General features: G+C 66.8%; 18 protein-coding genes and 4 tRNA genes. 21 read left to right on the top strand and 1 reads right to left on the bottom strand.

Going from position 1 to position 21,753, the window contains the following annotated elements; all coding sequences use genetic code 11:
• Positions 1 to 10 precede the first annotated feature (10 nt).
• The 5 genes from ltaE to AC3EF3_RS18565 are packed head-to-tail and all read left to right on the top strand — an operon-like array spanning position 11 to position 4,266.
• Positions 11 to 1,054 carry a low-specificity L-threonine aldolase gene (ltaE, locus tag AC3EF3_RS18585; RefSeq protein WP_488533622.1) on the top strand — a complete coding sequence of 348 codons (1,044 nt, stop codon included), beginning with the start codon at positions 11 to 13 and terminating at the stop codon, positions 1,052 to 1,054.
• A gap of 11 nt (positions 1,055 to 1,065) precedes the next feature.
• Entirely contained in the window at positions 1,066 to 1,716 is a 651-nt protein-coding gene (locus AC3EF3_RS18580) for a LysE family translocator (protein WP_488533621.1), read from the top strand.
• A 12-nt stretch (positions 1,717 to 1,728) separates the two neighbouring features.
• On the top strand, positions 1,729 to 2,757 hold the full coding sequence (trpD, locus tag AC3EF3_RS18575) for an anthranilate phosphoribosyltransferase (protein ID WP_488533620.1): 1,029 nt from the start codon (positions 1,729 to 1,731) through the stop codon (positions 2,755 to 2,757).
• 1 nt (position 2,758) lies between these two features.
• Positions 2,759 to 3,553, top strand: a complete 795-nt coding sequence (trpC, locus tag AC3EF3_RS18570; RefSeq protein ID WP_488533619.1) for an indole-3-glycerol phosphate synthase TrpC — start codon at positions 2,759 to 2,761, stop codon at positions 3,551 to 3,553.
• Positions 3,550 to 4,266 (top strand): uracil-DNA glycosylase, encoded by a 717-nt coding sequence (locus AC3EF3_RS18565; RefSeq protein ID WP_488533618.1) that lies wholly within the window; start codon positions 3,550 to 3,552, stop codon positions 4,264 to 4,266. The genes trpC and AC3EF3_RS18565 overlap by 4 nt, the downstream gene beginning before the upstream one ends.
• Here AC3EF3_RS18565 and AC3EF3_RS18560 read toward each other — a convergent pair.
• Positions 4,252 to 5,331, bottom strand: coding sequence for a patatin-like phospholipase family protein (locus AC3EF3_RS18560; protein ID WP_488533617.1), 1,080 nt, complete (start codon positions 5,329 to 5,331; stop codon positions 4,252 to 4,254). The genes AC3EF3_RS18565 and AC3EF3_RS18560 overlap by 15 nt on opposite strands.
• A gap of 79 nt (positions 5,332 to 5,410) precedes the next feature.
• On the opposite strand from AC3EF3_RS18560, the gene AC3EF3_RS18555 reads away from it, so the two are divergent.
• The 16 genes from AC3EF3_RS18555 to AC3EF3_RS18480 all read left to right on the top strand — a co-directional run bounded on the left by AC3EF3_RS18555 (position 5,411) and on the right by AC3EF3_RS18480 (position 21,742).
• Positions 5,411 to 5,496 (top strand) — tRNA-Tyr (locus tag AC3EF3_RS18555).
• A 74-nt stretch (positions 5,497 to 5,570) separates the two neighbouring features.
• Positions 5,571 to 5,644: transfer RNA gene (locus AC3EF3_RS18550), tRNA-Gly, on the top strand.
• Between the two features lie 35 nt (positions 5,645 to 5,679).
• Positions 5,680 to 5,754: transfer RNA gene (locus tag AC3EF3_RS18545), tRNA-Thr, on the top strand.
• Positions 5,755 to 5,825: 71 nt separating this feature from the next.
• On the top strand, positions 5,826 to 7,016 hold the full coding sequence (gene tuf / locus AC3EF3_RS18540) for an elongation factor Tu (protein WP_488533616.1): 1,191 nt from the start codon (positions 5,826 to 5,828) through the stop codon (positions 7,014 to 7,016).
• 7 nt (positions 7,017 to 7,023) lie between these two features.
• Positions 7,024 to 7,099, top strand: a tRNA-Trp gene (locus tag AC3EF3_RS18535).
• Between the two features lie 79 nt (positions 7,100 to 7,178).
• Entirely contained in the window at positions 7,179 to 7,562 is a 384-nt protein-coding gene (gene secE / locus AC3EF3_RS18530; RefSeq protein WP_488533615.1) for a preprotein translocase subunit SecE, read from the top strand.
• Complete coding sequence (gene nusG / locus AC3EF3_RS18525; protein WP_488533614.1) at positions 7,562 to 8,161, top strand: transcription termination/antitermination protein NusG; 600 nt, start codon at positions 7,562 to 7,564, stop codon at positions 8,159 to 8,161. The genes secE and nusG overlap by 1 nt, the downstream gene beginning before the upstream one ends.
• Before the next feature lie 111 nt (positions 8,162 to 8,272).
• The gene (gene rplK, locus AC3EF3_RS18520; RefSeq protein ID WP_488533613.1) at positions 8,273 to 8,704 is read left to right on the top strand and encodes a 50S ribosomal protein L11; all 432 of its coding nucleotides are present in this window, start codon (positions 8,273 to 8,275) and stop codon (positions 8,702 to 8,704) included.
• Positions 8,705 to 8,706: 2 nt separating this feature from the next.
• Positions 8,707 to 9,402, top strand: coding sequence for a 50S ribosomal protein L1 (rplA, locus tag AC3EF3_RS18515; protein ID WP_488533612.1), 696 nt, complete (start codon positions 8,707 to 8,709; stop codon positions 9,400 to 9,402).
• Between the two features lie 214 nt (positions 9,403 to 9,616).
• Positions 9,617 to 10,129, top strand: coding sequence for a 50S ribosomal protein L10 (gene rplJ / locus AC3EF3_RS18510; RefSeq protein WP_488533611.1), 513 nt, complete (start codon positions 9,617 to 9,619; stop codon positions 10,127 to 10,129).
• A 25-nt stretch (positions 10,130 to 10,154) separates the two neighbouring features.
• The gene (gene rplL / locus AC3EF3_RS18505) at positions 10,155 to 10,535 is read left to right on the top strand and encodes a 50S ribosomal protein L7/L12 (RefSeq protein WP_488533610.1); all 381 of its coding nucleotides are present in this window, start codon (positions 10,155 to 10,157) and stop codon (positions 10,533 to 10,535) included.
• A gap of 295 nt (positions 10,536 to 10,830) precedes the next feature.
• Positions 10,831 to 14,943 carry a DNA-directed RNA polymerase subunit beta gene (gene rpoB / locus AC3EF3_RS18500; protein ID WP_488533609.1) on the top strand — a complete coding sequence of 1,371 codons (4,113 nt, stop codon included), beginning with the start codon at positions 10,831 to 10,833 and terminating at the stop codon, positions 14,941 to 14,943.
• A gap of 18 nt (positions 14,944 to 14,961) precedes the next feature.
• A complete protein-coding gene (rpoC, locus tag AC3EF3_RS18495; RefSeq protein WP_488533608.1) occupies positions 14,962 to 19,182 on the top strand; it encodes a DNA-directed RNA polymerase subunit beta' in 4,221 nt (1,406 codons plus the stop codon).
• 85 nt (positions 19,183 to 19,267) lie between these two features.
• Positions 19,268 to 19,846, top strand: coding sequence for a LemA family protein (locus AC3EF3_RS18490; RefSeq protein ID WP_488533607.1), 579 nt, complete (start codon positions 19,268 to 19,270; stop codon positions 19,844 to 19,846).
• Positions 19,843 to 21,159 carry a 16S rRNA (cytosine(967)-C(5))-methyltransferase RsmB gene (gene rsmB, locus AC3EF3_RS18485; protein WP_488533606.1) on the top strand — a complete coding sequence of 439 codons (1,317 nt, stop codon included), beginning with the start codon at positions 19,843 to 19,845 and terminating at the stop codon, positions 21,157 to 21,159. The genes AC3EF3_RS18490 and rsmB overlap by 4 nt, the downstream gene beginning before the upstream one ends.
• Positions 21,116 to 21,742 (top strand): DUF4390 domain-containing protein, encoded by a 627-nt coding sequence (locus AC3EF3_RS18480; RefSeq protein ID WP_488533826.1) that lies wholly within the window; start codon positions 21,116 to 21,118, stop codon positions 21,740 to 21,742. Before rsmB ends, AC3EF3_RS18480 begins: the two co-directional genes overlap by 44 nt.
• Positions 21,743 to 21,753 lie beyond the last annotated feature (11 nt).

The following is a 21,753-nucleotide window of genomic DNA, read 5'->3' as shown; positions in this document are numbered from 1 at the left end:
AGGGGGCTCTATGAACATCGTCGATCTGCGCAGCGACACCGTCACGCGGCCCACCGCGGGCATGCGCGAGGCGATGATGGCTGCGCCGCTCGGCGATGACGTGTTCGGCGACGACCCGAGCGTCAACGCCCTGCAGGAGAAGGTCGCCGACATGCTCGGCTTCGAGGCGGCGCTGTTCGTGCCCACCGGCACCCAGAGCAACCTGTGCGCGATCCTGTCGCACTGCCAGCGCGGCGACGAGTACATCGTCGGCCAGATGCAGCATTGCTACCGCTGGGAGGCCGGCGGCGGCGCGGTGTTCGGCAGCGTGCAGCCGCAGCCGATCGCGCACCAGTCCGACGGCACGCTGGCGCTGGCGGACATCGAGGCGGCGATCAAGCCGGATGATCCGCATTTCGCGCGCAGCCGGATGCTGGCGCTGGAGAACACGCTCGGTGGGCAGTTGATTCCGATGGCGTACATCGAGCAGGCGACGGCGCTTGCGCAATCGCGCGGCCTCACGCGTCATCTCGACGGCGCGCGCCTGTTCAACGCCGCAGTGGCGCAGGGCGCCCGGGACAAGACCGACGCACGCGCGGAAGCAAGGCGCATCGCGCAGTGCTTCGACTCGGTCTCGGTCTGCTTCAGCAAGGGCCTGGGTGCGCCGGTGGGTTCGGCGCTGTGCGGCTCCAAGGAGTTCATCGCGCGGGCGCGCCGGGTGCGCAAGATGGCCGGTGGTGCGATGCGACAGGCCGGCCTGCTCGCGGCAGCCGCGTCGTACGCGCTCGATCACCACGTCGATCGCCTCGCGCAAGACCACGCGCTCGCCCGGCGACTGGCCGAAGGCCTGACGGGCATCGACGGGCTTCAGGCGCAGACGCCGCACACCAACATCGTGTTCGTGGACCTCGTCCGCGAGGCGCGCTCGCAATCGGCCGAGCTGCTGAGGCATCTCGAGGCGCATGGCGTGCTCGCCACGGGCCTGTATCGCTTGCGCCTGGTCACGCACCTGGATGTCGACGCGGCCGGCATCGAGCGCGCGATCGCGGCGATCCGCGCGTTCTTCGGCCAGTAGCGGAGCGCACGATGCCGGAACTCCATCAGCTGCTGCTCTTCATCGGCGCGGGCATCCTCCTGAACCTCACGCCCGGGCCGGACGTGCTGTACATCGTCACGAACTCGCTGCGCTCGGGCGCCAAGGCCGGCGTGGTCGCGGGCCTGGGCATCACGGCCGGCTGCTTCGTCCACATCTTCGCGGCGGCGGTCGGCGTCAGCGCCCTGCTGGCGGCGTCGGCCACGGCCTTCACGGTGCTGAAGTGGCTCGGCGCGGGCTACCTGCTGTGGATCGGGACCAGGCTGCTGACCGCCCGTGCGCCTTCGGCGGCGGCGGACCTCGCCGCATTGGCGCGGTTGCAGCCGGCCGCGCCGTTGCGCGCGGTGTTCCTGGGCGGCTTCTGGACCAACGTGCTCAACCCGAAGGTCGCGATCTTCTTCCTCGCGTTCGTGCCGCAGTTCATCGCACCCGACGCCGCCAACAAGGCGCTCGCTTTCGTGCTGCTCGGCACCTTGTTCAACCTGAACGCCATCCCGGTCAATTCCGGCTGGGCGCTGGCGGCCGCCTGGATGGCGCGGCGCGAGTCCGTGCAGCGCGGCATGCAGTGGCTCGACCGCATCGCCGGCGCGATGTTCATCGCCTTCGGCCTCAAGCTGGCCCTCACCGACAATCCGAATCCGTAAGAGGAGACCGTCATGATCACACCGCAAGAAGCGCTGCAACGCACGATCGAGCACCGCGAGATCTTCCACGACGAGATGCTCACGATCATGCGCATGATCATGAGCGGCGAGCTCACGCCGCTGATGACGGCCGCCATCATCACCGGCCTGCGTGTGAAGAAGGAGACCATCGGCGAGATCACCGCCGCCGCGCAGGTGATGCGCGAGTTCTCGACCAAGGTGAACGTGGCCGACAAGACCCACCTGGTCGACATCGTCGGCACGGGCGGCGACGGCTCGCACACCTTCAACATCTCGACCTGCTCGATGTTCGTCGCCGCCGCGGCCGGCGCGAAGGTCAGCAAGCACGGCGGGCGCAGCGTCTCCAGCAAGAGCGGCAGCGCCGACGTGCTCGAGAACCTGGGCGTGAACATCAACCTCAAGCCCGAGCAGATCGCGCAATGCCTGCAGGAGGTCGGCATCGGCTTCATGTTCGCGCCCAACCACCACCCCGCGATGAAGAACGTGGCGCCGGTGCGCAAGGAGCTGGGCGTGCGCACGATCTTCAACATCCTGGGGCCGCTCACGAATCCGGCTTCGGCGCCGAACATCCTGATGGGCGTGTTCCACCCCGACCTGGTCGGCATCCAGGTGCGCGCGCTGCAGCGGCTCGGCGCGGAGCACGCGGTCGTCGTGTACGGCCGCGACGGCATGGACGAATGCAGCCTCGGCGCGGCGACGATGGTCGGCGAGCTGAAGAACGGCGAGATTGCCGAATACGAGATCCATCCCGAGGACTTCGGCCTGCCGATGGCGAGCAACCGCAGCCTGAAGGTCGAAACGCCCGAGCAGTCGAAGGCGATGGTGCAGGCGGTGCTCGCCAACGCACCCGGGCCGGCGCGCGACATCGTGATCTTCAACGCGGGCGTGGCGCTGTATGCGGCGGACGTCGCGGACTCGATTCCGGGCGGCATCGCGAAGGCGCGTGCCGCGCTCGATTCGGGGGCGGCAAAGGCCAAGCTGCAGCAGCTCGTCGACCTCACGAAGAAGCTTTCCAGCTGACATGGCCGACATCCTCGACAAGATCGTCGCCGTCAAGCGCGAAGAGATCGCCGCCGCGAAGAAGAAGGTCCCTCTCGAGGCGATTCGCGCCGATGCGCAAAGCCGAGTGCTCACGCGCGATTTCGAAGGCGCGCTTCGGCGCAAGATCGCGGCGGGCAGGAGCGCCGTGATCGCCGAGATCAAGAAGGCAAGCCCGAGCAAGGGCGTGCTGCGCCCCGGCGAGTTCATCCCGGCCGACATCGCGCAAAGCTATGCCGAAGCGGGTGCGGCCTGCCTGTCCGTGCTGACCGACCGCCAGTTCTTCCAGGGTCAGCCCGATTACCTCAAGCAGGCGCGCGCATCCTGCGACCTGCCGGTCCTGCGCAAGGACTTCGTGGTCGACGCGTACCAGGTCTACGAATCGCGGGTGATGGGCGCGGACTGCATCCTGCTGATCGTCGCCTGCCTTCAGGACGACCAGATGCAGGAGCTCGAGGCGATCGCGCGCAGCCTTGACATGGCGGTGCTGGTCGAGGTGCACGACCGCGCGGAACTCGAGCGCGCGCTGAAGCTCAGGACGCCGCTGGTGGGCGTCAACAACCGCAACCTGCGCACCTTCGACGTGTCGCTGGCCACCACGCTCGGCATGCTGAAGGACATTCCAGCCGACCGCCTCGTCGTCACCGAATCCGGCATCCTCGCGAAGCAGGACGTGGACACGATGCGCGCCGCCGGCGTGAACGCCTTCCTCGTCGGCGAGGCCTTCATGCGCGCCGACGATCCGGGCGAAGCGCTCGCGCGCCTGTTCTTCTCGTGATCGCACCGCACCTGGAGCGTTGGGCGCCCGAGGAATGGTCCCTCGCGCCCGGCTGGCAGGCTGTGGTCGATGCCTTCCTCGCCAGCGAAGCCGGACGCCAGCTCGGGGCCTTTGTCCGCGAGCGTCTGGCGGCCGGCGCGATCATCTACCCGCCGCGGCCTCTGCGCGCGCTCGAAGTCACGCCGCTGGCGAGCGTGCACGCCGTGATCCTCGGACAGGACCCCTACCACGGCGCGGGCCAGGCGGAAGGCCTCGCGTTTTCCGTGGCGCCCGGCCTGAAGTTGCCGCCCTCGCTGCGCAACATCTTCAAGGAGCTGTGCGCCGGCACGGGCGATCCCTTGCCCGCGAACGGCTCGCTCGTCGCTTGGGCCCGGCGCGGCGTGCTGCTGCTCAATGCGGTGCTCACCGTCGAGGACGGCCAGCCCGGCAGCCACGCGAAGCGGGGCTGGGAAGTGCTGACCGATGCGCTCATCGCCAAGGTCGCCGCGGAATGCTCGCCCTGCGTGTACCTGCTGTGGGGCGCGCATGCGCAAGCCAAGGCGAAGCTGATCGGGGACACGGCCCGGGCGCAGGGCCGCGAAGCGCTCGTGCTGCAGGCGAACCATCCCTCGCCGCTGTCGGCGAACCGTCCGCCCGTGCCTTTCCTCGGCTGTGGTCACTTCACCGCGGCGCGCGAGTGGCTGGCCGCGCGCGGTTGCTCAGGCGTGCTTTGAAGCGCGCTTGAGCAGGCGGGCCAGCCAGGGGCGAAAGCCCCGCTCCTGCTGCGCCGGCCCGGTGTGATGTGCGGAGATCGTGTCGCGCGTGTCGTCGAGGTAGTCGCGGCGGATGTCGATCGTGCCGTGGTGTCCGATGGCGTCGAAGCGCTGCCGCAGCCACTCCCGCGCCGCGACCTGGCCCGCCGCGAAGAGCTCGCGGATCATCGCGCTGTCGACCTGGCTGCGCGAGGAGGTCGGGAACGCGAGCGTCGCCGCGCCGCCGTCGATGCGGTGCAGGTGCACCGTCTTCAGGCCCGTGCCTTTGAGCGCGCCCCGTGCGATCAACTGGTTGATGAGGTCGATCGAGCGCATCTGCGTGAGCAGGCTCGCATTGAAGGTGAGTTCGCTCACGCGGTCGGCGATCTCGGAGGTGGTGCGCGGGATCTCCTCGCGCGTGAGCGGGTTGATCTGAACGAGCAGCACGTCGGGGCAGAGGCACGCCTCGATCAGCGGCGTGATGGCGGGGTTCACCGAATAGCCGCCGTCCCAGTAGTGCTCGCCGTCGATCTCCACCGCCTTGAAGAGCATCGGCAGGCAGGCCGACGCCATGACCGTGGAGGCCGTCAGGTCGCGGCCCGTGAAGATCACGGCCTTGCCGGTGCGCACGTGAGTGGCGGAGACGAACACCTTGAGCGGGCCGCGCGCGACGGCCTCGAAATCGATTTCGCGTTCGAGCAAGGCCAGCAGGGGGTTGAGGTTGAGCGGGTTGGACTGGTAGGGCGACACCATGCCGCCCCACAGCACAGTCGCGATCTGGGCCGGCAGTGCCGCCAGGCTGCCCCACGCGCTGACCTCGCCCCAGACGCGCGCGAGCGACGCCCGCGCCTCCTCGCGGGGATCGCGGCCATGCGCCAGCCCCGAGGCGTAGCCGCTGGCCAGCGCGACGGCATTCACGGCGCCGGCGCTGGTGCCGCTCAGCCCCTCCAGCTCGATGCGGGGATCGGCCAGGATCGCGTCGAGCACGCCCCAGGTGAACGCGCCGTGCGAGCCGCCGCCCTGGAGCGCGAGATTCAAGGTTTTCATCCCTGCGAAGCTAGCAACGTCCGTGCACGCCGGTGTGTCGGCCCGCCCAGCCAAAACATGCTATATTTCGAGGTTCGCCGGAGGGGTGCCCGAGTGGCTAAAGGGGGCAGACTGTAAATCTGTTGGCTTACGCCTACGTTGGTTCGAATCCAACCTCCTCCACCAGCCCCAGAAGAAGGCTGGTGACCGGCGAAAGGATGAGTTTGTTGCGCGGTGCCGAATGCGCGTTGGGCATCGAGGCGGGAGTAGTTCAATGGTAGAACCCCAGCCTTCCAAGCTGATGACGCGGGTTCGATTCCCGTCTCCCGCTCCACGAAGCGCCGCGCTGATGAGATTGGCAGGAATATCGCCCTTGTGGCTCAGTGGTAGAGCACTCCCTTGGTAAGGGAGAGGTCGCGGGTCCGATTCCCGCCAAGGGCACCAGGTTGAAAGGCGTCGAAACTGCGGTTTTGGGCGCCAGCTGAGTTGAACGTTACTTTTCGGAGAGTCGAAAAATGGCAAAAGGCAAATTCGAGCGGACCAAGCCGCACGTGAACGTGGGCACGATCGGCCACGTGGACCATGGCAAGACGACGCTGACGGCGGCCATCACCACGATCCTGGCGGCCAAGTTCGGCGGCGAAGCCAAGGCATACGACCAGATCGACGCGGCTCCCGAAGAAAAGGCGCGCGGCATCACCATCAACACCGCCCACGTGGAATACGAGACGGCCAACCGCCACTACGCCCACGTGGACTGCCCCGGCCACGCCGACTACGTCAAGAACATGATCACGGGCGCTGCCCAGATGGACGGCGCCATCCTGGTCGTGTCGGCCGCCGACGGCCCCATGCCCCAGACGCGCGAGCACATCCTGCTGGCGCGCCAGGTGGGCGTTCCCTACATCATCGTGTTCCTGAACAAGTGCGACATGGTCGATGACGCCGAGCTGCTGGAGCTGGTCGAGATGGAAGTGCGCGAGCTGCTCTCGAAGTACGAATTCCCCGGCGACGACACCCCCATCATCCACGGCTCGGCCAAGCTGGCCATCGAAGGCGACAAGGGCGAGCTGGGCGAGCAGGCCATCATGAAGCTGGCCGATGCGCTGGACAGCTACATCCCCACGCCCGAGCGCGCGGTGGACGGCGCGTTCCTGATGCCCGTGGAAGACGTCTTCTCCATCTCCGGGCGCGGCACGGTTGTGACGGGCCGCGTGGAGCGCGGCGTGATCAAGGTCGGCGAGGAAATCGAGATCGTGGGCATCAAACCGACGCTCAAGACCACCTGCACCGGCGTGGAAATGTTCCGCAAGCTGCTGGACCAGGGCCAGGCCGGCGACAACGTCGGTATCCTGCTGCGCGGCACCAAGCGCGAGGAAGTCGAGCGCGGCCAGGTGCTGGCCAAGCCCGGCTCGATCAAGCCGCACACGCACTTCACCGCCGAGGTGTACGTGCTGTCCAAGGACGAGGGCGGCCGTCACACGCCGTTCTTCAACAACTACCGCCCGCAGTTCTACTTCCGCACCACGGACGTGACCGGTGCCATCGAGCTGCCCAAGGACAAGGAGATGGTGATGCCCGGGGACAACGTGACGATCACCGTCAAGCTGATCGCCCCGATCGCCATGGAAGAGGGCCTGCGCTTTGCCATCCGCGAGGGCGGCAAGACCGTGGGCGCCGGCGTCGTCGCGAAGATCATGGAGTAAGGACAGGAGGGGTATAGCTCAATTGGCAGAGCGTCGGTCTCCAAAACCGAAGGTTGTAGGTTCGATTCCTACTGCCCCTGCCACCTGAGTGGCGCCTGTTCCAGCAAGCCCGACGCGTGTCGGGCTTCAGCGTTTTAAGAATTGAAGGAAAAAGCGGCTTCTATGGCCACTTCACAAGTTGAAACCGTGAGCACCGGCGCCGACAAGGCCAAGCTGGGCGGAGCGATCGCCCTGGTGGTCGCCGCCCTGGTGGCTTTCTACGTGCTGGGCAGGCAGGGCCAGGTCGCGCAATGGGGCGCGCTGGTGCTGGGCCTCGCGGCGGCGTTCGTCGTCTTCATGACCTCCGAGACCGGCAGGCAGTTCGCCGCCTTCGGCCGCGACTCGTGGAAGGAAGTCAAGAAGGTCGTGTGGCCCACGCGCAAGGAGTCCGTGCAGATGACGCTGTACGTGCTCGGCTTCTGCGTGATCATGGCCCTGTTCCTGTGGACCACCGACAAGACGCTCGAGTGGGTGCTGTACGACCTGATCCTGGGGTGGAAGAAGTAATGAGCGACACCGATACCCAAGCGCCCGCCCCGTCCGAAGCGCAGACGCCGGCCAAGCCGACGCACCCCGACATGCACTGGTACATCGTGCACGCCTATTCCGGCATGGAAAAGGCGGTGGAGCGCAACATCAAGGAGCGCATCGCGCGCTCGGGCATGCAGGACATGTTCGGCCAGATCATGGTGCCCACCGAGGAAGTGGTCGAGATCAAGAACGGCCAGAAGAAGACGTCCGAGCGGCGCCTCTATCCCGGCTACGTGCTGGTGCAGATGGTGATGAACGACGACACCTGGCACCTGGTGAAGCATACCAACAAGGTCACGGGATTCGTGGGGGGCGCGAAGAACCGCCCGGCGCCGATTTCCGAGGACGAAGTCGCGAAGATCCTGGGCCAGATGGAGCAGGGCACCGAGAAGCCGCGCCACAAGGTCGAATTCATCACCGGCGAGTACGTGCGCGTCAAGGACGGCCCGTTCACCGACTTCAACGGCACGGTCGAGGAAGTCAACTACGAGAAGAACAAGGTCCGCGTGTCGGTGACGATCTTCGGTCGCGCCACGCCCGTGGAACTGGAATTCAGCCAGGTCGAGAAGACCTGACGAACGCCTGGCGCGCACCGACTCCGCGCCCGGTCGAAGAAAGCGAGTCGTTAACCCCGGGGAGCCGTGGCCTGCGTGCCCGGCGTTCGTACCCGCAAGGAGTGAAAAACCATGGCGAAGAAAATCGTCGGTTTTGTCAAGCTGCAAGTGCCGGCTGGCAAGGCCAATCCGTCGCCGCCGATCGGGCCCGCGCTCGGTCAGCGTGGCCTGAACATCATGGAGTTCTGCAAGGCGTTCAACGCGCAGACCCAGGGCGTGGAACCCGGCCTGCCGCTGCCCGTCGTGATCACGGCGTACGCGGACAAGAGCTTCACGTTCATCATCAAGACGCCCCCGGCGACGGTCCTGATCAAGAAGGCCGTCAAGATCGACAAGGGCTCGTCCACGCCGCACAGCAACAAGGTCGGCAAGATCACCCGCGCGCAGCTCGAGGAGATCGCCAAGACCAAGCTGAAGGACATGAACGCCGCTGACGTGAACGCCGCCATCAGGACGCTGGCCGGCTCGGCCCGCTCGATGGGCATCACGGTGGAAGGACTCTGATCATGGCAAAGCTCACCAAGAAGCAGAAAGCCCTCGAGGGCAAGGTCGACAGCACGAAGCTGTACGCGCTCACCGAAGCCATCGGCATCGTGAAGGAAGCCGCTACGGCCAAGTTCGACGAGTCGATCGACGTCGCCGTGCAGCTGGGCATCGACCCGAAGAAGTCGGACCAGGTGGTGCGTGGTGCCGTGGTGATGCCCAACGGCACCGGCAAGACCAAGCGCGTGGCCGTGTTCGCCCAGGGCGCGAAGGCTGAAGAAGCCAAGGCCGCCGGCGCCGACATCGTCGGCATGGACGACCTCGCCGCCAAGGTGAAGGCCGGCGACATGCCGTTCGACGTGGTGATCGCCGCGCCGGACGCGATGCGCGTGGTCGGCCAGCTGGGCCAGATCCTCGGCCCGCGCGGCCTGATGCCGAACCCGAAGGTCGGCACGGTGACGCCCGATGTCGCGACGGCGGTGAAGAACGCCAAGGCCGGCCAGGTGCAGTTCCGTGCCGACAAGGCCGGCATCATCCACGCCTCCATCGGCCGCCGCTCGTTCGAAGCGGACAAGCTGCAGGGCAACCTGGCCGCGCTGATCGATGCGCTGAACAAGGCCAAGCCGGCGTCGAGCAAGGGCGTGTACCTGAGGAAGGTGGCGGTGTCGTCGACCATGGGTCTGGGTGTCCGCGTGGACACGCAATCCATCTCGGCGTAATCGCGAAAGGATTCCCCGCGAGCGGGCAGGTTCGCGGGGTGTGGTGGGCATCCGCCCATCCAAGACCGCTGGCGGGGAGCGATCCCCTTAATGGAAGCAGCCAGCGCAGATGGCGATCCCGCCGAAGATGGATTCGAGAGTTTCTTTCCGAGGTTGGTCGCTGCAACGAAGGCGGGCCGAAGAGCGATCGACGGCCCATTTGAAGGAGTAGACCTTGAGTCTGAATCGCAGTGAGAAGCAAGCCGTCATCGACGAGGTGACGGCGCTCGCCGCAAGAGCTCAAACGCTGGTGATGGCGGAATACCGCGGCATCACGGTCGCCGACATGACGAAACTGCGCAGCGCCGCTCGCAGCAACGGAGTGGAGCTGAGTGTTCTGAAGAACACGCTGGCCCGCCGTGCTGTGGCCGGCAGCCAGTTCGAAGTGGTGGGCGACAAGATGACCGGCCCGCTGATCTACGGCTTCTCCGTGGACGCTGTCGCTGCCGCCAAGGTGGTGGCCGATTTCGCGAAGACCAACGACAAGCTGGTCATTCGCGGCGGCGCGTTCGCGGGCAAGGCCCTGGACGTCAACGGCGTGAAGCAGCTGGCGAACATTCCCTCCAAGGAAGTTCTGCTGGCCCAGCTTTGCGGCTTGCTCAAGTCGCCCATCTCGCGCACAGCCGTCGTGCTGAGCGCGCTTGCGGCGAAGAAGACAGAAGGTGCAGCCGCGACCGCGGCTGCTTGACAGCAACTTTCGAAGGAAAACTGAAATGGCATTCGACAAAGACGCATTCCTCACGGCCCTGGACAGCATGTCGGTCATGGAACTCAACGACCTCGTCAAGGCGATCGAGGAAAAGTTCGGCGTGTCCGCCGCGGCCATGGCCGCGCCGGCCGCTGGTGGCGGTGGCGGCGCCGCCGCGCCGGCCGCCGAAGAGAAGACCGAGTTCACGGTCCAGCTGATGGAAGCCGGCGCCAACAAGGTGTCCGTCATCAAGGCCGTGCGCGAAATCACCGGCCTGGGCCTGAAGGAAGCCAAGGACCTGGTCGACGGTGCGCCGAAGCCGGTCAAGGAAGGCGTGGCCAAGGCCGACGCCGAGGCGGCCAAGAAGAAGCTGGAAGACGCCGGCGCCAAGGTCGAGCTCAAGTAATCGAGCTCAGCGACCGGGGCTGGAGGCTCGTGAAAGGGCCTCCAGCCTTTGGTGCTTTTACGAGTGCGGGCAGTGCGCACTCGCAAACACTGGTCCAATAGCGGGTTCCCCAGTGTTTACGAGTGTCTTCTGATTCCGACTGCAGGAGATGCCTTGGTTCGGGCCGCGTGCAATGCGCGGCCGTCCGCCATGGTTGGTAGTGGCCAACCCGCCAAGACGCCCCGCCCGGCTGACGCCTGCGCGGGGCAACAGTTGTGAGCGAGCTCAATAGCCCGAGTTATTGCCCGGAGATCTCATGGCCTATTCTTACACCGAACGCAAGCGCATCCGCAAGAGTTTCGGCAAGCGCGACAGCGTGCTCGAAATTCCCTACCTGCTGCAGATGCAGAAGGACGCGTACACCGCCTTCCTGCAAGCCGACATCCATTCGCAAAAGCGCACCAACGAGGGCCTGCAGGCCGCGTTCAACGCGGCGTTCCCGATCGTCTCCCACAACGGCTTCGTGGAGATGAAGTTCCTCGAATACAACCTGGCCAAGCCCGCGTTCGACGTGCGCGAGTGCCAGACCCGCGGCCTGACCTATGCGTCCGCCGTGCGCGCCAAGGTGCAGCTGATCATCTACGACCGCGAATCGTCGACGCCGCAGTCGAAGGTCGTGAAGGAAGTGAAGGAGCAGGAGGTCTACATGGGCGAAGTGCCGCTCATGACGGACAAGGGCTCGTTCATCATCAACGGCACCGAGCGCGTGATCGTGTCGCAGCTGCACCGCTCGCCGGGCGTGTTCTTCGAGCACGACAAGGGCAAGACCCACAGCTCGGGCAAGCTGCTGTTCTCCGCGCGCATCATCCCCTACCGCGGCTCGTGGCTCGATTTCGAGTTCGACCCGAAGGACGTGCTGTACTTCCGCGTCGACCGTCGCCGCAAGATGCCGGTGACGATCCTGCTGAAGGCCATCGGCCTGACGCCGGAATCGATCCTGGCGAACTTCTTCGTCAACGACAACTTCCGCCTGATGGACAGCGGCGCGCAGATGGAATTCGTGCCCGAGCGCCTGCGCGGCGAAGTGGCGCGTTTCGACATCACCGACAAGTCCGGCAAGGTCATCGTCACCAAGGACAAGCGCGTCACGGCGCGCCACACGCGTGACCTCGAGCAGTCCGGCACGACGCACATCAGCGTGCCCGAGGACTACCTCGTGGGCCGCGTCATCGCCCGCAACATCGTCGAGCCGGACACCGGCGAAATCCTGGCCAAGGCCAACGACGAGCTGACCGAATCGCTGCTCAAGAAGCTGCGCCAGGCCGGCATCCAGGACCTGCAGGTCATCTACACGAACGAGCTGGACCAGGGCGCCTACATCTCGCAGACGCTGCGCATCGACGAAACGGTGGACGAGTTCGCCGCGCGCGTGGCCATCTACCGCATGATGCGCCCCGGCGAGCCGCCGACGGAAGACGCGGTGCAGGCCCTGTTCCAGCGCCTGTTCTACAACCCCGACACCTACGACCTGTCGCGCGTCGGCCGCATGAAGTTCAACGCCAAGGTCGGCCGCGACACCGCGGACGGCCCGATGGTGCTGACGAACGAGGACATCCTCGCCGTCGTGAAGATCCTGGTGGACCTGCGCAACGGCCGCGGCGAAGTGGACGACATCGACCACCTCGGCAACCGCCGCGTGCGCTGCGTGGGCGAGCTGGCCGAGAACCAGTACCGCACCGGCCTCGCCCGCATCGAGAAGGCCGTGAAGGAGCGCCTCGGCCAGGCCGAGCAAGAGCCGCTGATGCCGCACGACCTGATCAACTCCAAGCCGATTTCCGCGGCGCTGAAGGAGTTCTTCGGTGCGTCGCAGCTGTCGCAGTTCATGGACCAGACCAACCCGCTGTCCGAGATCACGCACAAGCGCCGCGTCTCCGCACTGGGCCCGGGCGGCCTGACGCGCGAGCGCGCCGGCTTCGAGGTGCGCGACGTGCACGTCACGCACTACGGCCGCGTGTGCCCGATCGAGACGCCGGAAGGACCGAACATCGGCCTGATCAACTCGCTGGCCCTGTACGCGCGCCTGAACGAGTACGGCTTCATCGAGACGCCGTACCGCCGCGTGGTCGACGGCAAGGTGACCGACCAGATCGATTACCTGTCCGCCATCGAGGAAGGCAAGTACGTGATCGCCCAGGCCAACGCAGTGCTGGACGCCGAAGGCCGCCTGACCGGCGATCTCGTGTCCGCGCGTGAGCACGGCGAATCGATCCTGGTCAGCGCCGACCGCATCCAGTACATGGACGTGTCGCCGGCGCAGATCGTGTCGGTGGCGGCCTCGCTGGTGCCGTTCCTCGAGCACGACGACGCCAACCGCGCGCTGATGGGCGCCAACATGCAGCGCCAGGCCGTGCCGGTGCTGCGTCCGGAGAAGGCCTTCGTCGGCACGGGCATCGAGCGTGTCTCCGCGGTCGACTCGGGCACGGTGGTCACGGCCAACCGCGGCGGCGTGGTCGACTATGTCGACGCCACCCGCATCGTGGTGCGCGTGAACGACGACGAAGCCCAGGCGGGCGAAGTCGGCGTCGACATCTACAACCTGATCAAGTACCAGCGTTCCAACCAGAACACGAACATCCACCAGCGCCCGATCGTCAAGCGCGGCGACCGCATCGCCAAGGGCGACGTGGTGGCCGACGGCGCGTCCACGGACCTGGGCGAGCTCGCGCTCGGCCAGAACATGCTGGTCGCGTTCATGCCCTGGAACGGCTACAACTTCGAGGACTCGATCCTGATCTCCGAGCGCGTCGTCGCCGACGACCGCTACACCTCGATCCACATCGAGGAGCTCGTGGTGATGGCGCGCGACACGAAGCTGGGCGCCGAGGAAATCACGCGCGACATCCCGAACCTGTCGGAGCAGCAGCTCAATCGCCTGGACGAGAGCGGCATCATCTACGTGGGCGCGGAAGTCATGCCGGGCGACACGCTGGTGGGCAAAGTGACGCCGAAGGGCGAAACCACGCTGACGCCGGAAGAAAAGCTGCTGCGCGCGATCTTCGGCGAGAAGGCTTCGGACGTGAAGGACACGTCGCTGCGCGTCGACCAGGGCTCGCAAGGCACCGTGATCGACGTGCAGGTGTTCACGCGCGAAGGCATCCAGCGCGACAAGCGGGCGCAACAGATCATCGACGATGAACTGAAGCGCTTCCGCCTGGACCTGAACGACCAGCTGCGCATCGTCGAGGCCGACGCGTTCGACCGCATGGAGAAGATCCTGGTCGGCAAGATCGCCAACGGCGGCCCGAACAAGCTGCCCAAGGGCACGAAGATCGACAAGCAATACCTGCAGTCGGTCGAGAAGTTCAACTGGTTCGACATCCGCCCCGCCGACGACGATGTCGCGCAGCAGCTCGAGTCGATCAAGAACTCGCTGGAGCAGACGCGCCACAGCTTCGACCTCGCGTTCGAAGAGAAGCGCAAGAAGCTCACGCAGGGCGACGAGCTGCCGGCCGGCGTGCTGAAGATGGTCAAGGTGTACCTGGCCGTCAAGCGCCGCCTGCAGCCCGGCGACAAGATGGCCGGCCGCCACGGCAACAAGGGCGTGGTCTCCAAGATCGTTCCGGTCGAGGACATGCCCTACATGGCCGACGGCACGCCGTGCGACATCGTGCTGAACCCGCTGGGCGTGCCTTCGCGCATGAACGTGGGCCAGGTGCTGGAAGTGCACCTGGGCTGGGCCGCCAAGGGCATCGGCCAGCGCATCGGCAACATGCTGCAGCAGGAAGCCAAGCAGGCCGAACTGCGCAAGTTCATGGACGAGCTGTACAACAAGTCGGGCCGCAAGGAAGACCTGGCGACGCTCTCCGACGACCAGGTGCTGGAGATGGCCGGCGAACTCGCCAAGGGCGTGCCCTTCGCGACGCCGGTGTTCGACGGCGCCGCCGAGGCCGAGATCCGCAACATGCTGCAGCTCGCCTACCCCGAGGAAGTCGCCAAGGCCAAGGGCCTGACGGCCACCCGCACGCAGGCTTTCCTGTACGACGGCCGCACGGGCGACCAGTTCGAGCGTCCGGTGACCGTGGGCTACATGCACGTGCTGAAGCTGCACCACCTGGTGGACGACAAGATGCACGCGCGCTCGACCGGCCCGTACTCGCTGGTCACGCAGCAACCGCTGGGCGGCAAGGCCCAGTTCGGCGGCCAGCGTTTCGGCGAGATGGAAGTGTGGGCGCTGGAAGCGTACGGCGCTTCGTACACGCTGCAGGAAATGCTGACCGTGAAGTCCGACGACGTGCAAGGCCGCACCAAGGTCTACGAGAACATCGTCAAGGGCGAACACGCCATCGAGGCCGGCATGCCGGAATCCTTCAACGTGCTGGTGAAGGAAATCCGCTCGCTGGGCATCGACATGGAACTCGAGCGTTCTTAATTCAAAGGGTCAAGACACATGAAATCGCTACTCGACCTGTTCAAACAATTCACGCCGGACGAGCATTTCGATGCCATCCGCATCGGCATTGCCTCGCCGGAGAAGATCCGCTCGTGGTCCTTCGGTGAAGTCAAGAAGCCCGAGACGATCAACTACCGCACCTTCAAGCCCGAGCGGGACGGCCTCTTCTGCGCGAAGATCTTCGGCCCGATCAAGGACTACGAGTGCCTGTGCGGCAAGTACAAGCGCCTGAAGCACCGCGGCGTCATCTGCGAGAAGTGCGGCGTCGAAGTCACGCAGACCAAGGTGCGTCGCGAGCGCATGGGCCACATCGACCTGGCCGCGCCCTGCGCGCACATCTGGTTCCTGAAGTCGCTGCCGTCGCGCCTGGGCCTGGTGCTCGACATGACGCTGCGCGACATCGAACGCGTGCTGTACTTCGAAGCCTACGTCATCACCGACCCCGGCATGACCCCGCTGAAGAAATTCGGCATCATGTCCGAGGACGACTACGAGGCCAAGCGCAAGGAGTACGGTGACGAGTTCGTCGCCAAGATGGGCGCCGAAGGCATCAAGGACCTGCTGCAGGGCATCGACATCGACATCGAGATCGAGAAGCTGCGCGGCGACCTGACCGGCTCCGAAGTCAAGGTGAAGAAGAACGCCAAGCGCCTGAAGGTGCTCGAGGCGTTCAAGAAGTCCGGCATCAAGCCCGAGTGGATGGTGATGGACGTGCTGCCCGTGCTGCCGCCGGACCTGCGTCCGCTGGTGCCGCTGGACGGCGGCCGCTTCGCGACCTCGGACCTCAACGACCTGTACCGCCGCGTCATCAACCGCAACTCGCGCCTGCGCCGCCTGCTGGAGCTGAAGGCCCCGGAGATCATCGCGCGCAACGAGAAGCGGATGCTGCAGGAAGCGGTGGATTCGCTGCTGGACAACGGCCGCCGCGGCAAGGCGATGACGGGCGCGAACAAGCGCGCACTGAAGTCGCTGGCCGACATGATCAAGGGCAAGTCGGGCCGCTTCCGCCAGAACCTGCTGGGCAAGCGCGTCGACTACTCGGGCCGCTCGGTCATCACCGTGGGCCCGACGCTCAAGCTGCACCAGTGCGGCCTGCCCAAGCTGATGGCGCTGGAGCTGTTCAAGCCGTTCATCTTCTCGCGCCTGGAAGCGATGGGCATCGCCACGACCATCAAGGCCGCGAAGAAGGAGGTCGAAGCCGGCACGCCGGTGGTGTGGGACATCCTCGAAGAGGTGATCAAGGAGCACCCGGTCCTGCTGAACCGCGCCCCGACGCTGCACCGCCTGGGCATCCAGGCCTTCGAGCCGATCCTGATCGAAGGCAAGGCGATCCAGCTGCACCCGCTCGTCTGCGCGGCGTTCAACGCCGACTTCGACGGCGACCAAATGGCCGTGCACGTGCCGCTGTCGGTGGAAGCGCAGATGGAAGCGCGCGCGCTCATGCTCGCGTCCAACAACGTGCTGTTCCCCGCCAACGGCGAGCCGTCCATCGTGCCGTCGCAGGACGTGGTGCTGGGCCTGTACTACACGACGCGCGAGCGCATCAACGCCCGCGGCGAAGGCATGATCTTCGCCGACATCGGTGAAGTGCAGCGCGCGCTCGACGCCAACCAGGTCGAGCTCACGGCCAAGGTCGCGGTGCGCCTGACCGAGTGGAACAAGGACAAGGCCACCGGCGAATTCGTGCCGAGCACGTCGCTGGTCGACACGACCGTCGGCCGCGCGCTGCTGTCGGAGATCCTGCCCAAGGGCCTGCCGTTCTCCAACATCAACAAGGCGCTGAAGAAGAAGGAGATCAGCAAGCTGATCAACGCTTCGTTCCGCAAGTGCGGCCTGAAGGAGACCGTGGTCTTCGCCGACAAGCTGCTGCAGAACGGCTTCCGCCTCGCGACCAAGGCCGGCATCTCGATCGCCATCGACGACATGCTGGTGCCGCCGCAGAAGTCCGAGATCATCGGCCGCGCCGAGAAGGAAGTGAAGGAAATCGAGCAGCAGTATGTCTCGGGCCTCGTCACGGCCGGCGAGCGCTACAACAAGGTCGTGGACATCTGGGGCAAGGCCGGCGACGAAGTGTCGAAGGTCATGATGGCCCAGCTGGCCAAGGAAAAGACCCGGGACCGCAACGACAAGGAAGTCGAGCAGGAGTCGTTCAACTCCATCTACATGATGGCCGACTCGGGCGCCCGCGGTTCCGCCGCCCAGATCCGCCAGCTGGCGGGCATGCGCGGCCTGATGGCCAAGCCGGACGGCTCGATCATCGAGACGCCGATCACGGCCAACTTCCGCGAAGGCCTGAACGTGCTGCAGTACTTCATCTCCACCCACGGCGCCCGCAAGGGCCTGGCGGACACGGCGCTGAAGACCGCGAACTCGGGCTACCTCACGCGCCGCCTGGTCGACGTGACGCAGGACCTGGTCGTGACCGAAGAGGATTGCGGCACCGTCGAAGGCTCGGTGATGCGCGCGATCGTCGAGGGCGGCGAGGTGATCGAGTCGCTGCGCGACCGGATCCTGGGCCGCGTGGCCGCCGAGGACGTGCTGCATCCCGAGAGCCGCACGGTGGTCGTCAAGGCCGGCGACATGTTCGACGAGGACGCCGTCGAGGCGCTGGAAGCCGCGGGCGTGGACGAAGTGAAGGTGCGCACGGCCCTGACCTGCGCGACCCGCTTCGGCCTGTGCTCCAAGTGCTACGGCCGCGACCTCGGCCGCGGCGGCCTGGTGAACGTCGGCGAGGCCGTCGGCGTGATCGCCGCCCAGTCGATCGGCGAGCCCGGCACGCAGCTGACGATGCGCACGTTCCACATCGGTGGTGCGGCGTCGCGCGCGGCGATCGCGTCGAGCGTGGAGGCCAAATCGACGGGCATCGTGGGCTTCAACACCACGATGCGCTACGTGACCAACAGCAAGGGCGAACTCGTGGTGATCGCGCGTTCGGGCGAGATCGTCATCCACGACGAGCACGGCCGCGAGCGCGAGCGCCACAAGGTGCCGTACGGCGCGACGCTCACGGTGAAGGCCGACGAGCACGTCAAGGCCGGCCGCGTGCTGGCCACGTGGGACCCGCTGACGCGACCCATCATCACGGAATTCGCCGGCAAGGTGAAGTTCGAGCACGTCGAGGAAGGCCTCACGGTCGCCAAGCAGGTCGATGAAGTGACCGGCCTGTCGACGCTGGTCGTCATCAAGTTCGACCCGAAGCGCAGCGCCAAGGCGATGCGCCCGCAGGTCAAGCTGATCGACGCCGCCGGCAACGAGGTGAAGATCCCCGGCACCGACCACTCGGTGACGATCGGCTTCCCGGTCGGCTCGCTGATCCAGGTGCGCGACGGCCAGGACGTGAACCCCGGCGAGGTGCTGGCGCGCATCCCGATCGAAGGCCAGAAGACCCGCGACATCACGGGCGGTCTGCCGCGCGTGGCCGAGCTGTTCGAAGCGCGTTCGCCCAAGGACAAGGGCGTGCTCGCCGAGATCACCGGCACGGTGTCGTTCGGCAAGGAGACCAAGGGCAAGATCCGCCTGCAGATCACCGACCCGGAAGGCAAGGTCTGGGAGGACCTCGTGCCCAAGGAAAAGAACATCCTCGTGCACGAAGGCCAGGTGGTGAACAAGGGCGAAGTCGTGGTCGACGGCCCGGCGGACCCGCAGGACATCCTGCGCCTGCTGGGCGCCGAGGAACTCGCGCGCTACATCGTCGACGAGGTGCAGGACGTCTACCGCCTGCAGGGCGTGAAGATCAACGACAAGCACATCGAGGTGATCGTTCGCCAGATGCTGCGCCGTGTCGTGGTCGAGAACCCGGGCGAATCGTCCTACATCGCCGGCGAGCAGGTGGAGCGCTCCGAGATGCTCGACACCAATGACAGGCTGCGCGGCGAGGGCAAGATCCCGGCGACCTACAGCAACCTGCTGCTGGGCATCACGAAGGCCTCGCTGTCGACCGATTCGTTCATCTCCGCCGCGTCCTTCCAGGAAACGACGCGCGTGCTGACCGAAGCGGCGATCATGGGCAAGCGCGACGAGCTGCGCGGCCTGAAGGAGAACGTCATCGTCGGCCGCCTGATCCCCGCGGGCACCGGCATGGCCTACCACCAGGCACGCAAGGTGAAAGACCAGATGGACGAGGCCGAGCGCCGCGCCATCGCCGACGCCGAAGCCGCGGAACTGGCGAGCGCCACCGAAGCGGCGCCCGAGCAGAGCGAAGGCGCTCCTACCGAGTGACGCGAGTGACGCGAGGCGCGCACTTCGTTTGACCTAAACTGAACGCCCCGTCCTGTCCGCAGGCGGGGCGTTTTTCATTCCAGCCATGACGAGTTCCGTAGTTTTCTGGACCATCGCCGCCGTGCTGCTGTTCTGGAGCGTGGGCGCCTACAACCGCCTGATGCGCCTGCGCGCCGATGCGAACACCGCTTTCGCCAGCGTGGAAGGCGAACTCGCGCGCCAGGTCGAGCTCGTGCGCCAGCACCTGCCGCCGCCCGAGCCGACCCAGCCCGCGCCCCTCGACGGTGAACCGACCTCCTTCTGGTCCGCACTGCACGCCGCGGCGGCGCAACTGGCCGCGACACTGTCCGCGGCCCGCGGCAAGCCGCTGGCTGCGGCCAACATCGCCGCCCTGAGCGCCGCGCAGCAGGTGCTGGGCATGGCGTGGGAGCGGGCGGAGCGCGACGACGCGCACGATCTCGCGGGCCCGCGCCTGCCCGAAACGATGCTGCTGCGCCGCCGGCAGATGCTGCTGCAGGCGCACGCCGCGACCGAGGCGTTCAACCAGGCGGTCGCGCGCTACAACGAGGGGATCGCACAATTCCCGGCGCTGGTGCTGGCGTGGCTGTTCCGGTTCGAGCCCGCACGGCCGCTGTCGCCCGTGATCGTGCCGGCGCTGGCGTGACCCCCTCTCCCCCGCTGTGGCGATTGCTGCAGGCGGCGGCCCGCATCGTCGGCGACGTGCGTGCGGGCACGTCCACTTCGCAGGCCCTGCCGCGCATCGAACCCGCCTTGCGGCCGGGCGCGCAGGCGCTGGCCTTCCACGCGCTGCGGCATCTCGGCCGCGCGCAGGCGCTGCGCGCGCAGCTCGCGCGGCGCGCGCCGGCACCCCCCGTCGATGCGCTGCTGTGCACCGCGCTGGCCCTGTGCTGGCGCGAGGACGACGCGCCGTATCCGCCTTTCACGCTGGTGGGTCAGGCCGTCGAAGCGGCCAAGCAGGACCGAGCGGCGCGTGCGCAAGCGAACTTCGTGAACGCCTGCCTGCGCCGCTTCCTGCGCGAGCGCGAAGCGTTGATCGCGGCAACCGACGGCGACCCGCTCGCGCGCTGGAACCACCCGGCGTGGTGGATCGAGCAACTCAAGCGCGACCATCCGCAGCATTGGCCGGAGATCCTCGAAGCGGACAATGCACGTGCGCCCATGACCTTGCGCGTGAACGTGCGGCGCACGACCCGCGACGACTACCTGGCGCGGCTGGCTTCTGAGGGCATCGGGGCGCGCGCCTCGGGCGAGTGGGGCGTCATCCTCGACGTGCCGCGCGACGTGCACGCGCTGCCCGGCTTCGAGCAAGGCGTGGTGTCGGTCCAGGACGCGGCGGCGCAGCTCGCGGCGCCGCTCCTGCTGGCCGGTTCACCGGCCGGGGCGAAGCCGCCGCGCCTCCTCGACGCGTGCGCCGCGCCGGGCGGCAAGACGGCCCACCTGCTCGAGCTGGCCGATGCCGAGGTCGTCGCCCTGGACATCTCCCCGTCCCGCTGCGAGCGGATCACCGGGAACCTTTCGCGGCTGGGACTGCAAGCCCAAGTGATCGCCGCCGATGCGGCGCAACCCGCCCTGTGGTGGGACGGTGTGCCCTTCGACGCGATCCTGCTGGACGCGCCGTGCACGGCCTCGGGCATCGTGCGGCGCCACCCCGACGTGCGGTGGCTGCGCCGTGCGTCGGACATCGCGCAGCTCGCGCAAACCCAGGCCCGGCTGCTCGCGGCGTTATGGCCCACGTTGCGCCCTGGCGGGCGGCTCGTGTACTGCACGTGCTCGGTGTTCCGGGCCGAAGGCGAAGCGCAGGTGAAGGCGTTTCTTGCGCACAACAAAGAGGCGGTTTTGCGACCCGCGCCCGGGCATTTGCTGCCCCAATCCGGGGAAAACGGCCGTGCCGTCCGGGACAATCTGGAAGGTGATCACGACGGTTTCTTCTACGCAGTGCTCGAGAAGCGCCTTTGAGCCCTGGCTCTGGCGCGTGTGCGCCTGCGTGCTGCTCGCGTTCTGGGTGCTGGCCGCGCGCGCGGACACGGCCGAGATCACGCAGTTGCGGTTCGACCGCACCGAGGAAGGCCTCCTGCTCACGGCGAACGTCAACTTCGAGCTGCCGCCGGTGATCGACGATGCCTTGGCCAAGGGCATCCCGATGTTCTTCGCGGCCGAGGCCTCGCTGCTGCGCGACCGCTGGTACTGGTACGACAAGCACGTCACCAGCACCACCCGGCACATGCGCCTGTCTTACCAGCCGCTCACGCGCCGCTGGCGGCTCGTGATCTCGTCCGCGCCGGTCGGCAATTCGGCCCTGGCGCTCGGCCAGACCTTCGACACGCGCGACGAGGCGCTCGCGGCCATCCAGCGCATCTCGCACTGGAAGATCGCCGAGCCCGGCGACATCGATCCCGATGCGCGCTACAACGTGGACTTCCGCTTCCGGCTCGACGTGTCCCAGTTGCCGCGCCCGTTCCAGATCGGCGCGGTGGGCCATTCGGACTGGAGCCTCAGCGCGTCGCGCAACGTGCGGCTCGTGTTCGACAACCCGAGGTAACGTCCGTGGAC

It is taken from the genome of Ramlibacter sp. GS1-15, assembly GCF_057785015.1.
This window is presented reverse-complemented; position numbering and strand designations above follow the sequence as displayed.

Bases quoted from the DNA above. Each gene is read 5' to 3' on its own strand.
- rplA (WP_488533612.1), top strand. From the start codon at position 8,707: ATGGCAAAGCTCACCAAGAAGCAGAAAGCCCTCGAGGGCAAGGTCGAC.
- rpoC (WP_488533608.1), top strand. From the start codon at position 14,962: ATGAAATCGCTACTCGACCTGTTCAAACAATTCACGCCGGACGAGCAT.
- ltaE (WP_488533622.1), top strand. From the start codon at position 11: ATGAACATCGTCGATCTGCGCAGCGACACCGTCACGCGGCCCACCGCG.
- trpD (WP_488533620.1), top strand. From the start codon at position 1,729: ATGATCACACCGCAAGAAGCGCTGCAACGCACGATCGAGCACCGCGAG.
- AC3EF3_RS18490 (WP_488533607.1), top strand. From the start codon at position 19,268: ATGACGAGTTCCGTAGTTTTCTGGACCATCGCCGCCGTGCTGCTGTTC.
- AC3EF3_RS18580 (WP_488533621.1), top strand. From the start codon at position 1,066: ATGCCGGAACTCCATCAGCTGCTGCTCTTCATCGGCGCGGGCATCCTC.
- nusG (WP_488533614.1), top strand. From the start codon at position 7,562: ATGAGCGACACCGATACCCAAGCGCCCGCCCCGTCCGAAGCGCAGACG.
- rpoB (WP_488533609.1), top strand. From the start codon at position 10,831: ATGGCCTATTCTTACACCGAACGCAAGCGCATCCGCAAGAGTTTCGGC.
- AC3EF3_RS18560 (WP_488533617.1), bottom strand. From the start codon at position 5,331: ATGAAAACCTTGAATCTCGCGCTCCAGGGCGGCGGCTCGCACGGCGCG.
- tuf (WP_488533616.1), top strand. From the start codon at position 5,826: ATGGCAAAAGGCAAATTCGAGCGGACCAAGCCGCACGTGAACGTGGGC.
- rplK (WP_488533613.1), top strand. From the start codon at position 8,273: ATGGCGAAGAAAATCGTCGGTTTTGTCAAGCTGCAAGTGCCGGCTGGC.
- rplL (WP_488533610.1), top strand. From the start codon at position 10,155: ATGGCATTCGACAAAGACGCATTCCTCACGGCCCTGGACAGCATGTCG.
- secE (WP_488533615.1), top strand. From the start codon at position 7,179: ATGGCCACTTCACAAGTTGAAACCGTGAGCACCGGCGCCGACAAGGCC.
- trpC (WP_488533619.1), top strand. From the start codon at position 2,759: ATGGCCGACATCCTCGACAAGATCGTCGCCGTCAAGCGCGAAGAGATC.